The 13993-nt window shown below is 35.6% G+C and carries 10 protein-coding genes; 4 read left to right on the top strand and 6 right to left on the bottom strand.

Annotated features, from left to right (window positions below; translation table 11 throughout):
• Positions 1–282: 282 nt before the first annotated feature.
• Complete coding sequence (gene rplS / locus DD829_RS01950) at positions 283–639, top strand: 50S ribosomal protein L19 (RefSeq protein ID WP_007846341.1); 357 nt, start codon at positions 283–285, stop codon at positions 637–639.
• Positions 640–929: 290 nt separating this feature from the next.
• On the opposite strand, the gene DD829_RS01945 is transcribed toward rplS, so the two are convergent.
• The 4 genes from DD829_RS01945 to rpsA all read right to left on the bottom strand — a co-directional run bounded on the left by DD829_RS01945 (position 930) and on the right by rpsA (position 7717).
• Positions 930–1925, bottom strand: a complete 996-nt coding sequence (locus tag DD829_RS01945) for an alpha/beta fold hydrolase (RefSeq protein ID WP_116547468.1) — start codon at positions 1923–1925, stop codon at positions 930–932.
• A gap of 71 nt (positions 1926–1996) precedes the next feature.
• Complete coding sequence (locus DD829_RS01940; RefSeq protein WP_108411012.1) at positions 1997–2974, bottom strand: EamA family transporter; 978 nt, start codon at positions 2972–2974, stop codon at positions 1997–1999.
• A gap of 123 nt (positions 2975–3097) precedes the next feature.
• Positions 3098–5830, bottom strand: a complete 2733-nt coding sequence (locus DD829_RS01935) for a T9SS-dependent M36 family metallopeptidase (protein ID WP_317048563.1) — start codon at positions 5828–5830, stop codon at positions 3098–3100.
• Positions 5831–5920: 90 nt separating this feature from the next.
• Complete coding sequence (rpsA, locus tag DD829_RS01930; protein WP_076392562.1) at positions 5921–7717, bottom strand: 30S ribosomal protein S1; 1797 nt, start codon at positions 7715–7717, stop codon at positions 5921–5923.
• A gap of 485 nt (positions 7718–8202) precedes the next feature.
• On the opposite strand from rpsA, the gene DD829_RS01925 reads away from it, so the two are divergent.
• The gene (locus tag DD829_RS01925; RefSeq protein WP_108410961.1) at positions 8203–9510 is read left to right on the top strand and encodes a DEAD/DEAH box helicase; all 1308 of its coding nucleotides are present in this window, start codon (positions 8203–8205) and stop codon (positions 9508–9510) included.
• A gap of 81 nt (positions 9511–9591) precedes the next feature.
• On the opposite strand, the gene DD829_RS01920 is transcribed toward DD829_RS01925, so the two are convergent.
• Positions 9592–10485, bottom strand: coding sequence for an SMP-30/gluconolactonase/LRE family protein (locus tag DD829_RS01920; RefSeq protein ID WP_076392558.1), 894 nt, complete (start codon positions 10483–10485; stop codon positions 9592–9594).
• A 261-nt stretch (positions 10486–10746) separates the two neighbouring features.
• On the opposite strand from DD829_RS01920, the gene ccoG reads away from it, so the two are divergent.
• Positions 10747–12189: a cytochrome c oxidase accessory protein CcoG gene (gene ccoG / locus DD829_RS01915; RefSeq protein WP_108410962.1), complete on the top strand. Its 1443-nt coding sequence runs from the start codon at positions 10747–10749 to the stop codon at positions 12187–12189.
• 85 nt (positions 12190–12274) lie between these two features.
• On the opposite strand, the gene DD829_RS01910 is transcribed toward ccoG, so the two are convergent.
• Positions 12275–13156: an AraC family transcriptional regulator gene (locus tag DD829_RS01910; protein WP_108410963.1), complete on the bottom strand. Its 882-nt coding sequence runs from the start codon at positions 13154–13156 to the stop codon at positions 12275–12277.
• 166 nt (positions 13157–13322) lie between these two features.
• On the opposite strand from DD829_RS01910, the gene DD829_RS01905 reads away from it, so the two are divergent.
• Positions 13323–13667 carry a MerR family transcriptional regulator gene (locus DD829_RS01905; protein WP_108410964.1) on the top strand — a complete coding sequence of 115 codons (345 nt, stop codon included), beginning with the start codon at positions 13323–13325 and terminating at the stop codon, positions 13665–13667.
• Positions 13668–13993: the final 326 nt, after the last annotated feature.

The raw sequence follows: 13993 nt of genomic DNA, 5'->3' as shown, positions 1-13993 counted from the left end.
ATTAGATTTATTGAGATTAAAAATTGTATATCAATGAATTATCAAAATTTTTATTGTCTGATTTTATTTTCGTGCAAAAGTAGAATTCACATGTAAACTGTGTCTGATGGGAAGTTGAAGGAAATATTAAATCTGAGCCGAAAAATGGGTAGAAAATTTCATCATATTTAATATAAAATTGTTTGGAAAATTTCAAAAATGTTTTGTACATTTGCAACCTGTTATTCAACCTCTGACGAAGTCCGTGTAAGTTGCTTAGCTTTAACATTTTATTTATTAATAATGGATTTATTAAAGTACGTACAAGACAAGTACATTACAAAAAAAGAATTCCCTGAATTCAAAGCTGGTGATACGATCACTGTTTACTACGAAATTAAAGAAGGACAAAAAACAAGAACTCAGTTCTTCAAAGGAACAGTTATCCAATTGAGAGGTACTGGTTCTACAAAAACTTTCACGATCAGAAAAATGTCTGGTGATGTAGGTGTAGAAAGAGTATTCCCAATCAACATGCCGGCTCTTCAAAAAATCGAAGTTGACAGAAGAGGTAAAGTTAGAAGATCTAGAATCTACTACTTCAGAGACCTTAGAGGTAAAAAAGCGAGAATTAAAGACGCTGCTTACAAGAAGAAATAATTCAGACAACAATACATACGAAAAGAGACTGCTAATTTTTAGCGGTCTCTTTTTATTTGAAGTACATATTTATTTGGAGCTTTTTCCCGCTTTCCGCTGCAATCTTTTTTTTTCAAAAAAGGATTTTTACTGCAATCGGGGCTAAGAAAAGAATGCATTTTAAAACCACCCCGTCAAAAATTTCAGGAAATTTTTGCCACCCCTCCAGAGGAGGGGAATTCATTCATTAAAAATAAATTTATATATTCTCTCAATCATTTAAATTTTCAATCATCAAACCTTTTGCTTTTCTACTTAATAAATTCATACAGCGCATTCCAGAATTTATCATAAACTTCGATATGCGGAAGATGACCTACGTTTTCGATTTCCACGAGTTTAGAACCAACAATCTGTTTTTGTGTTTTCTTTCCTAATTCCTGATATTGCCCCATTTTGGGCTGCAGTTCTTTTGGAGCGCGGTCTTTCCCGATCGCGGTTCTGTCTCTTGTACCGATAATGAGTAAAGTCGGAACTTTTATGTTTTTAAATTCATAGCAAACCGGCTGATTGTAAATCATATCCGAAGTTAAGGCTGCATCCCATGCAACTTTTGGATAATCAGGATGTACAGTCCATCCTGCAATTAAGTCTAACCAGGGTTGATATCCTGCTTTCCATTTATTATCGTAATAAAATTTAAGCTGATAATTTTTATAGGTTTCTGCGGTATTCTTTAATTCTGACTGATATGCCTGATCGATGGTTTGATAAGTGGCAAATGTTTTATAATCTTCCAATCCGATTGGATTTTCCATGATCAATTTTTCGACTTTTTCGGGGTATTGTAAAGTAAACCTTGTCGCAACCATCCCTCCCATCGAATGTCCTAAAACGATAATTTTATCGATTTTTAATTTATCCAAAATGGCTTTTGTATTTTCTGCCAACTGCGAAAATGAAAACTGGTAACTTTGAGGCTTCGAAGATTTTCCAAATCCTATCTGATCCGGAATAATCACTCTGAAACCATTATCTGAAAGGTCTTTGGCGGTCCTTTCCCAATAAGCTCCGTCAAAATTTTTACCATGAAGAAGCATTATAGTTTTACCGTTTGACTTTTTAGGATGAACATCCATATAAGCCATTCTCAAATCGTTTTTCTGAGATTTGAAATTTAAAAACTGAACTTCGAAAGGATACTGATAGTTCGTTAATTCCGCATCCAGTGGTTTCACCTGTGATAATAAAAGATTCGTACTTGTAATAAAAATTAATGCGGTAAATATATTTCTGTAATATTTCATAAACCATTTTATCTACTGAAATTAAAAAACCGTTCCAAAAGAACGGTTTTCAAGTATTTATGATGATTTATTTAAGATATTTCAGCTAGTTGTTTGTCTTTTTTGGGAAGATTCATTAAAACAATGGCAAAAAGAATCAATATAATTCCCACCCACTGAATAAAAATAACTTTTTCTCCCAATAAAACAAATGCCATTGTTACGGAAACCGGCAGTTCCAAAGAAGAAACGATACTTCCCAATCCGAGTCCGGCATTCGGAAATCCGACATTAAATAAAATCGGTGGAATTATGGTTCCGAAAAGTGATAAAATTAAACCATATTTCCATAAAATTGAATAATTAAAGGAATGAATATGCTCTGTATTATCTGTAAAAGTAAGGTAAAAAGATTTTAATCCTTCGAAGTGCAACGGCCCGATCTGTGCAAAAAACAAGAATGCAAAAACAACAACTGATCCACCCAAAAGCATAATAATACTTTTTCTGAAAACAGGCAAATGTGTCGCTAATGTATTGGAAGTAAACATAGTAAGCGTATAGGAAGCTGCTGCCAATAATCCCCAGAAAATGCCTTTCCAATCCAAATCCAAGCTTTCGTTGATTAAATTGGTTGCTAAAATAGTTCCCACCAAAACAATAATTACAGAAACGATTTTTCTTGCATTGGGTATTTTTTTTGTCAGAAAACTTTCCACCACTACACTGAACCAGACCGACTGCATCAGTAAAACAATCGCAATCGAAACATTAATGTACTGTACAGCAATGTAATAAAACAAACTGGTACAGCCTAATGAAGTTCCAGCCAACATTAAGTTTCTTACTTCTTTTGATGTTGGTGACGGTAATGCTTTTTTAGAGGTGATTGTCTGAATAAAATTTAAGACTAAAAGACCAACAATTCCCAATAAAAACTGTGATGTTGTAACTTCTGAAGTGGTGTACCCATCCTGATAAGCGAGTTTAACAAACGTTGCCAACATTCCGTATATACTGGCTCCAATCCCTACAAATAAAACTCCCTTTAATATATTTCTCTTCTGCATAATTCATTTTTTACAGCCTGCAAAGGTACGGATATATTATTAAATTAATGAGATGGGATTAATGTAAAAAAGTTACGGCGCGAGCTTCGCTCGCGCCGTAACTAAAATTTATAAATGTTCAGATTATTTTTTAACAATAACTTTTGATGCCGCATCAATACCGATGCCTTTTACTTTCACCATGTAAGTTCCGTTAATCAACTTGTCTGTCGAAATTGATTTCTTAGCATCCGGAGAAATTTTATCTTCTGAAGAAACTAGTTTTCCAGACATATCATAAATTTCGACACTTACTTTTCCTAATGTATTGCTTGGGAAATTGATGAAGAACTCATTCTTCGCAGGATTCGGATAAATTGAAATGTTATTTTTAACAACTTTTACTTCGTCTGTAGCTAACACACAGTCTGCAGGGACAGTGAAATCTTCTACCTGATCGTTGATATTGGTTTTCGAACCAGCAGCAGCATTTACTCCAAGCCCTCTTTTCGCAAAAGTTCTCCAGATCATACATCTGTCTGCACCTCCTTTAGCCTGGTCTGCTGCTATTATAGCATTTCTTCCGTCAATAAATGTTGGATTACAAATTTGGAGTTTTAAAGCATCTGTAACTAACTGTAGAACTCTTGAACTACCATTAGTCGTATTTGACATCACATCAGAAGAATACCCATATTTAGCAACATACTGCCAATGAAGATCCCAAAGCATTGAAGCCCAAACAAATCCAATGGAATGAACATCAGGAACTATTTGTCCACTTGTATTTGTATATTCCATTCCATTCGTATCACCATAAGTATAATCATTTATAGTAAAGTCTGGAGAATATCTTGCCGGTCGAATACCTCCTCCAGAAATTCCTTGTCCTACAGCATATGTTCCAATACCTCTCGGTACAGAAGCGTTATCTCCAGCTTTATTTGTTAACATCAACGCAAAGAAATCTGACCAACCTTCACCCATCTGTTCTTTGTCTGCAGATGAATTTAAACAACCCGCACCAGTTCCTGTTAATCGATTTGAAATTCCATGTCCATATTCGTGAACTACTATTCCATTATCAAAGCTTCCATCTGGTGTCACGCTGCTCGCAGGATCATTTTTTAGAGTTACATTTACAGCTGTATTGGCTGAAAGCTGGCTTTTAATATATTCACCTTCAGTGTTTGAAATTAAAACGGATGGGATTGTAATCGTTGCATCAGTTCCGGACATATTTCCAACCGTATCACCATTTGTGGTGTTATTATAAATAATTACTGCTGTAGCTCCTGCATTTTGTGCATTTTTCACCTTAACTGTAAAATTACAGGTTCCTCTTTCTACTAAACCAATCTTACCCGTTAAAGATCCAGCAGGTATTGCTGTACAACCATCTAAAACAGAAGATAACTGCACATTTCCTGTAACTCCGGTAGCATCTAACGCATTTCCAAATAAAGCTGTGCCTGCAATTGGTTGACGAGGTACTGCTGAAGTTGGAGCATTATAATAAAATATTCTGTTCACAGTTGACCAAAGATACATTTGCATCGTTGGTTTATTTCCATCACTAGGACTTGCAAAGTTAGCGTTATTTGTTCCTCCCCCATCTTGTGCTTCAGCCTGTACGTAATCATTACCAACACCACCTAGACCAAAATTAGTATTCTGAAAATTTCTTGCTGCCGGAGTAAATCCAAACATATAGAAGATATCATGAATTTTATTATTGATATAAAATAAATTCGTTATTGCAGCACTCTGATTATTAAATGGATCATCATTAATGTTAAAAGGATAATTAAAGTTTCTTGTAGCTCCTCCATCTGGTGAAAAACCTGGCGCATTTAAAGCTGATGTATCCTCATAAGCATGTACATTGTTACCTCTGGTAATTGTATAACGAGTTGTGCCATCATAATGCCAACCTTCCGGAGAAGCTGTCAAAATCCATGGATTACTTACAATGGATCGGGAACCAAAAGTAGGAGCCTCTATCGGTAATGCAAAAACATTATAAGAAGCATTATCGGGTGCCAAAAGTGAAAAACTATTTTTACTTTCTTCTTGCTTTAGTGGTCCCGCAATAGTCTCATTATGAACATGACTGTAATCACGAGAATAGGCATCATGATGGAAGTTACAAGATAAATTCAAATCAAGTTTGCTGATAATATTTCCTGTGTTTGCATCCACCAAAATATCCCAATAGCTTGGAGAATTCGGCTCCGGAAAAGAAAACTGGTAAGCTAATTTTAAAGCACCATTATCTTGTACATATACCAATCTCTGTTTTGCGGCAGGTCCATTATTTAAATCTGCATTATTATACCCTAAAATAGGATAATTCTGAATTTTTTCTTTCTGTAAATTTTCAGCTATTTTCTGAAGAGCAGTAGTCTTCGTAATAGAAGCGGTATTTGATACAGAAGAAGTATAATCTTTCAAAAAAGTATCAGAATAATAAATTATCTTACTATCTCTTACCAAAACAGTACCTTCCGCATTGTAAACAGGAAGTCCGTTATAAGTCTGCTGGAATTTAATTACATTTCCATTTAATGACTTTGACTCATCAACATTATCAATCTTAAAATTCGCAAGATCTGATTTTTTATATTCTCTGATCTTATTTTGAGAAATATAATCCTTAATTAACTTCTCATTATCCTGTCCGAAAAGAACAGAAGGAAACATTGCAGAAACTACAAATAAAAGGGGTAAAGCTACTTTTTTCATATACACTAATAAAGCCGCTAATTTACATATAATTAATAATAAAACAATATTATATTTAAAATTATTTAAATAGATATTTAATTTGATAACAGTAAATAAATTCTCTTTATTTTGTGAATAAATCAAATTCAAATTCCCACATTATAGAGGTAATATTATCTATTGTTTAAAAGCAAAAAAGCCACTCAAACGAGTGGCTTAATATTTAAAATGAATCAGGTATTATTTCCCTTCTTCCATTTTTCTTTTTAATTCTGCTAATGCATCGATGTCTCCAAGAGTAGATCTCTCTTCGTTTGAAGATGATGAAACATTATTAGATCTGTTGTTAGAGTTTTCTCTTACGTTTTTCTTCTCTTCGTCTCTGAAGATCCCTGTGTGAGAAACTACTACTCTCTTGAATTCTTTGTTGAATTCAATTACTTTGAAATCAGCCTCTTCACCTTTCTTGATTTTAGATCCGTCTTCCTTCTCTAATAATCTTGATGGGCAGAATGCTTCAACTTCAGCATCTTCGAACTGTACAGAAGCACCTTTATCGTGTACTTCTACCGCTTTACCAGCGTGAACTGTTCCTTCAGCATATTTAGTTTCGAATGCATCCCAAGGGTTTTCAGTTAATTGTTTGTGACCTAGAGATAATCTTCTAGCCTGGATGTCTAGTTCAAGAACTACAACATCTAATTTATCACCAACTGCACAGAATTCAGATGGGTGCTTGATTTTCTTAGTCCAAGAAAGATCAGAAATGTAGATTAAACCGTCGATACCTTCTTCTAACTCTACGAATACACCAAAGTTAGTGAAGTTTCTTACAGTTCCTACGTGCTTAGATCCTACAGGATACTTAGCTTCGATATTTTCCCATGGATCTTTGCTTAATTGCTTGATACCAAGAGAAATTTTTCTGTCTTCTCTGTCTAAAGTAAGTACTTCAGCTTCTACCTCATCACCTACTTTTACGAAGTCTCCTGCAGATCTCAAGTGAGTAGACCAAGACATTTCAGAAACGTGGATTAATCCTTCTACTCCCGGAGCGATTTCTACGAATGCACCATAGTCAGCAAGAACTACTACTTTTCCTTTTACTTTATCTCCAACTTTTAAGTCAGCAGAAAGAGCATCCCAAGGATGAGCTTCTAATTGCTTCATACCTAACTGGATTCTTGTTTTCTCATCATCAAAATCAAGGATAACCACTTTTACAGTCTGTCCGTCCTCAAGGATTTCAGATGGGTGGTTCACTCTAGACCAAGAAAGGTCTGTAATGTGGATCAATCCATCTACACCTCCTAAGTCGATGAACACACCGTAAGAAGTAATATTCTTAACAGTACCTTCAAGAACCTGTCCTTTTTCTAACTGAGCGATGATTTCTTTTTTCTGACCTTCGATATCTGCTTCGATCAATGCTTTGTGAGATACTACTACGTTTTTGAACTCAGGGTTGATTTTCACAACTTTGAACTCCATAGTTTTTCCTACGAACTGATCGTAATCTTTAATTGGCTTAACGTCGATCTGAGAACCAGGTAAGAATGCTTCGATTCCGTGTACGTCAACGATCATACCTCCTTTAGTTCTAGACTTAACAAAACCGTTAACGATTTCACCTGTTTCGTGAAGTTCGTTTACTTTATCCCAAGCTTTTAGCGTTCTTGCTTTTCTGTGAGATAACTGTAACTGTCCTGTTTTATCCTCTCTTCTGTCTACCATTACTTCTACCTCGTCTCCTACTTTAAGACCTTGGTTGTAACGGAATTCGTTAAGAGAAATAACACCTTCAGACTTGAAGTTGATGTCTACGATAGCTTCTTTATCAGTTAATCTTACTACTTTACCAATTAGAACGTCGTTATCGTCTAAGTTGTTTAAAGATCCGTTGTAGATTTCTTCTAAATCGCTTTTCTCTTTTCTAGCATCAGCATCAAGACCAGATTCGAAAGAATCCCAGTCAAATTGTTCAGGTGCTACGTTTTGATTTAATAATAATTCTGCTGAATTTGTCTCTTTTGACATAATTCTAATAAAATTTGTATTCCTTCTCTTTCAACGGTCTGAATAAATGTGAATTGAAAAATACGGAAGTAATTAATTTTTAGTTATTTACTCTTCAAACCTTTTCGCCACAAAAGTGGGTGCAAAGATATGAAATTTATTTGAAACAAACAATAATATTCTGAGCATCAAAATACTGCATATTCTTATCAGACAATGCATACTTTATAAATATTCATCCCTGAAATATTGTTTTAATTAAATGACGCTACCTAAGACCGCTAAATCATCATTCTAATTCAATCATTAATTTAGCTCGGATTGCAGCGGCATCCTTTTGGGTTGCGGACTGCGCTTCGCTCCGTCCGCAACTCAAAAGGTATAGTGGAAAGCCGGAAAAAGCTCCTCATAATTTTTATTGACAGCTTTTAGTTAATACAAATATTAAACTTTGAACTGAAAAAACAACTACCCAACAACCATAACGAATTCTGTATCTTTGCACCATGGAATTAGAATCTATCTACGAAAAACTGCAGATTCAGGACATGAATCAGATGCAGAAATCTACATACAAAGCGACAGAAAACAATCAGGATGTTGTTCTGCTCTCTCCTACCGGTTCGGGAAAAACACTGGCTTTTTTGTTTCCTGTACTGCGAAATTTAAAGAAAAACAGTTCAGGAATTCAGGCTCTTATTCTGGTTCCGGCGCGAGAACTGGCTTTACAGATCGAGCAGGTTTTTAAAGCAATGGGAACCGATTTTAAAGTTTCCGTATGTTATGGCGGTCACGACAAAAAAATTGAGGTAAACAACCTGATTGAAGCTCCGGCTGTATTAATCGGAACACCCGGAAGAGTGGTTTATCATTTGAGAAATAATAATTTTGATCCGAAAACCATCCAAACGCTGGTTCTGGATGAGTTTGATAAGGCTCTTGAGCTTGGTTTTCATGATGATATGGAGTTTATTTCCAATTCATTGAAAGGATTGTCTCAGAGAATTTTAACTTCCGCAACGGCAATGGACGAAATTCCTGCATTTACCGGACTAAAAGACGAGAAAATCATTAACTTTCTAAAATTAAGCGAGGCGAAACCCGATATTCAGTTTAAAAAAGTAATGACTACGCCGGAAGAAAAACTGGACACGTTATTTAATTTAATCTGTAAAATCGGGAACAAAAGAACTCTGATTTTCTGCAATCACCGAGAAGCAGTTGACCGGATTTCCGAGCTTCTCCGACAGAAAGGAATTGACAGAGAAACCTTCCACGGAGGAATGGAACAGGATGAAAGAGAACGCGCCCTGCTGAAATTTAGGAACGATTCCGCAAGAATTTTAATTACCACTGATCTGGCTGCAAGAGGGTTAGATGTTCCGGAAGTAGAATCCATCGTTCATTATCAGTTACCGCCGAAAGAGGATGCTTTTATCCACAGAAACGGTCGTACAGCAAGAATGAACGCGAAAGGTTTTGCGTATCTTATTATGACGGAAGATGAAAATTTCCCTTTCATTAAAAGCAATACGCCGGAAGACAGCGTAGCCGGATTTACCAAAGTGCCGGAAAAAACGCCTTTCCAGACCATTTACATCAGCTCCGGAAAAAAAGACAAAGTGAATAAAGTGGATATTGTTGGCTATCTGCTGAAAAAAGGAGAACTCCAGAAAGAAGATGTCGGCTTGATCGAAGTAAAAGACACGACTTCTTACGTTGCCGTATCGAGAAATAAAGTGAATGCACTTCTGAAAAAACTTGCCAATGAAAAACTGAAGGGCAAGAAAGTAAAAATGGAAGTGGCGTATTAAGATTGAGGTTGAGGTTAAGATTTAGATTAAGGCTGAGATTAAAACACAGCGCTTATCTAAACCTTAACCTCAACCTTAAATTTATCTCACTCCTCTTACCCGTGTCGGTAAAGTATAAACAGATTTTGAAGCAGTGATGAACAGAACTTCGTTATTTTTCCCTCCGAAAGTCACATTGGAAGTCCAGTCTTCTTCGATGGGAATATGATAAATTTTCTTTCCTTCTCTGTTGAATACATGAACCCCTTTTCCTGTCAAATAAAGATTTCCGTGCTTGTCTAACGTCATTCCGTCGGAACCCATTTCGCAGAAAAGTTTTTTCTCGGATAATTTTCCTTCGCCCAAAATATCATAGACATACGTTTTTCCGGCATCAATATCCGAAACATACAATTTTCTGAATTTTTCGCTTCCTACCACTCCATTCGGCTGTGTAAAGGTTTCAAGTTTGGAAATCTGTCCGTCTTTATTTCTGTAGTATAAACTTTTATGCGGAGTTTCCTGCTTAAAATTCACCCAGTAATCTCTTACATACAGAGGATCGGTAAAATACATTCCGCCAAACTCGTCATTCCAGACATCATTCGGTCCGTTCAGTCTTTTGCCTTCAAAACCTTTCAGCAGAACCTGTACTTTTTTATCTTTTGAAATCTTCCAGATTTCGCCCTGATCATCGGAGCAGGTGATTAAATTATCGTCTTTGTCGAAATGCGTTCCGTTGGCTCTTCCCGTTTTATTCATGAACTCGATCACTTTATTGGTCTTCCAGTCCCAATAATAAATCTTATCATTCGGCTGATCCGTGAAGTACACATTCCCTTCTTTATCCGAGGAAGGACCTTCGGTAAAACTGAACTGATCCGAAACTTTCTCGGGCTTTACATCTTCATAAAACATTTTAGTGGTATTTACTGATTGACAGCTGTATACTGCTAAAATCAAACCAAGCGAGCCGGTTTTTAAAATATTTTTCATTCCGCACAATTTAAAGTCAGCAATTTACGATATGCAGAACAAGATTCAAAGTTTATTTTCTCTTTTTGATCAAATAAAAACAGACTCCAAGATGTCCGAATTGTACTATTTCAGAAGCAGATCATATTAGTTCCGGAAACAATTATTGCAGAGCTTTGCATCAGTGAAAAACACTACAGGATTCAAGTAAAAAATATTTGAAATGAGCATTTAACAGGTTTTAAATGCTCCTCACACGAATTTTCAGATAATACCGAAAAGATGAACACACAGAACAGTAATTTTCAGGCTCCGGAACTTTATGAGGAAAGTTTTAGAAATTCCGTAGGAACAATGGACGAAATCGGAAGAAGAAAATGGGTCTATCCCAGAAAACCCAAAGGAAAATTTACCAACTACAGAGATTATGTAACTTATTTGCTTTTGGTGATATTTTTCACTTTACCTTTTGTGAAAATCAACCATAATCCTTTTCTTTTATTTAATGTTATCGACAGGAAATTTTTTATTTTCGGACAGCCGTTTTATCTGCAGGATTTTTTCATTTTAGCACTTGGCGCCGTCACTTCCGTTATTTTTGTGATGCTTTTCACCGTTGTTTTCGGAAGGATTTTCTGTGGCTGGCTTTGTCCGCAGACCATTTTTATGGAAGGGGTTTTCCGGAAAATAGAATACTGGATCGAGGGCGACCGTAATAAACAGATGAAGCTCGACCGACAGGAATGGAACAGCGAAAAAATAAGAAAAAGGCTCACCAAATGGTCTGCTTACGCCGTTCTTTCTGTGGTGATTACGAATTTCATGTTCATGTATATTGTCGGTTATGAAGAAGTTTTCAGAATCATTACCGAAGGTCCCGCTGAAAATCCTTTGAAGTTTCTTGCGATGATCTGTTTCACTGCGGCTTTCTATTTTGTTTTTTCGTGGCTGAGAGAGCAGGTTTGTACTTTGGTTTGTCCGTACGGAAGATTGCAGGGCGTTCTGATCGACAAACAGACCATCAATGTTTATTATGATTTTAAAAGAGGTGAAAACCGCTCCAAATGGAAAAAAGACGAAGACCGAAAAGCCGTCGGAAAAGGAGATTGTATAGACTGTAATCAATGTGTTGTTGTCTGTCCTACAGGAATTGACATCCGAAACGGACAGCAACTGGAATGCGTAAACTGCACCGCCTGTATTGATGCGTGCGACGAAATTATGGTAAAAGTAGGTCTTCCGAAAGGACTGATCCGTTATGCCACAGAAGCGGAAATTGAAAATCAGGAAAAATTCAAATTTACCGGAAGAATGAAGGCAACAACGGTGATTTTAGGTTTACTGATCGGGTTTTTAGGATTTCTGATGTATGACAGAGGTTCGATGGAAGCGAAATTCATAAAACCGGCAGGATCAACATTTTTCATTAAAAACGGAAAAATTACGAATACTTTTATTTATACGCTTTTAAACAAATCCAACGAAAAGAAAACACTCACAATAAAAGTCTTGAATCCTAAGAATGCGGAAATCAATTTCTTTGGCAATGAAAAAATCATATTGAAAGGAGATCAGATCTTAAAAGGAAATATCAACATTTCGTTCCCCGAAAAAGAGATCCGGTTCTCTAAGCAGAATATGACGATCGGCGTGTTTGATGAAAAAGGAAATATGGTAGATTCTTTCGAAACGGTATTTGAAGGACCTTTTCAATTGGTATTGTAGATATTGAGTTTGAGAGTTTGAGGATTTTAGAGTTTGGAGTTAAACTTCACACCATCAACTAAAAACGGACAACTATCAACAAAAATTAAGCCTTATATTTTTTAATGAATTGCGTGGGAGTCATGCCGGAAGTTTTACGGAAGACTCTCACAAAATAGGAATATTCTTCGAAGCCAAGACGGAACGCAATTTCCGTAAGGCTTTCATCGAGATACATAAGCATTCTTTTGGCTTCCAGAATTATCCTTTCTGTAATAACATCAGTCGCTGTTTTCTGAACGACAGTTCTGGTAATTCTGTTTAAATGTTTGGATGAAATTTCCAGCAGAGAAGCATAGAAGGCAACGGATTTTTCTTTTGCAAAATGCTCTTCAATAAGATTTTCAAACTGTTGATAGTGTTTAAAATAAGAAATGTTAACCTCAGAATTTTCTTTTCCCAGCTCTTTTGAAAAAGCTCTTGTTGCGTGGATAAAAATCTGTGACATCAGTGAAAGGATAAAACCATCTTTCATCACGTTCTGAAGCTGATATTCTTTTTCCAGTGCTGCAAAAAGGTGATTATTTTCCCTTAGTTCCGTTGCAGTAAGCTGTAATTTTCTGGGGAAATTAACCGATCCGAAAAAGGGAAAACTTCTGAGCTTCTGATTGACGTAATGCATTTCGTAAAAATCCTGTGAGCAGAAAAAAATATATCCGTCGATATCCTCAGAAAGTTCCCAACTGTGAATCTGTCCCGGAGACATAAAAAATAAGCTTCCCTCCGAAACGTCATATTTCTGAAAATCGATTTCATGTGTTCCGCTTCCTTTTGTAAAGAGAATCGTGGCATAAAAATCATGACGGTGCGGTTTTTCAATATGCCTGTGTCCCAAAACCAGATGCTCTTTCATTCGGTTAAAATAAAAATCCGAAGTGTTTTTACCCGGCTGAAAAAGATTGATATGCAGGACAGAGATAGAGTTCAATTTTTTAGAAATTTTTATCCTTCAAAAATAACAAAAACAATAAAACTTCCTGTACTATAAAAATGACTTTTATCCCCTGATTTACAAAGTAAAAAAAGAACTTTTGCCTTCTGAATTTGCTGTGGGATTTAAAAAATTTTTATCTTTGACCATTACGATTCTAAAAATGAAGATAAATTTACCTGATAAACTGTATTATTCAATAGGAGAAGTAGCGAAAGCTTTTGATGTAAATACTTCATTAATACGTTATTGGGAACAGGAATTCCCCATCATTAAGCCCAAAAAGAACAAAAAAGGCAACCGGTATTTCACTCCGGAAGACATTAAAAATCTTCAGATCATTTATCATCTCGTAAAAGAAAAGGGCTACACTTTGGACGGTGCCAAAATCGCATTAACCACCAACAGCAAGATCTCCGAAACCATCACCATTATCGACAGGCTGGAATTTGTGAAGGCTGAACTGCTGAAATTGAAGGATTCTTTGGCAGAAAGGGACGAGGAATAGTTTAAATTAAATTTATTTCATTACAATTTAATTAATTGGCAATTTTTGTAGATTTTTAATAGTACTGTATTTTTCTAATCCATTTATACATATCAATTCCATTAATCTTTTTTATGATCTCTATTCAGTTATTATTTTTATCAACTTTACATAGGTAAGTAATAACAGTCTTTTTTCGATCTGAGAAATATTCTAATTTATTAATCCTGTTATTTTTTTAGTAATATTTACAAATTAATCTTCAATCTGTTATATTTTTACTACAACAATAATATTCTTATAAATTATCTCTTCCATCATAGTTATAATTATAAGTTTGTTTAAAC

It is taken from the genome of Chryseobacterium sp. HMWF035 (assembly GCF_003094695.1).
Taxonomy (GTDB): Bacteria; Bacteroidota; Bacteroidia; order Flavobacteriales; family Weeksellaceae; genus Chryseobacterium; species Chryseobacterium gambrini.
The sequence above is the reverse complement of the archived record's forward strand: the minus strand, read 5'-3'. Positions and strand labels throughout refer to the sequence as shown.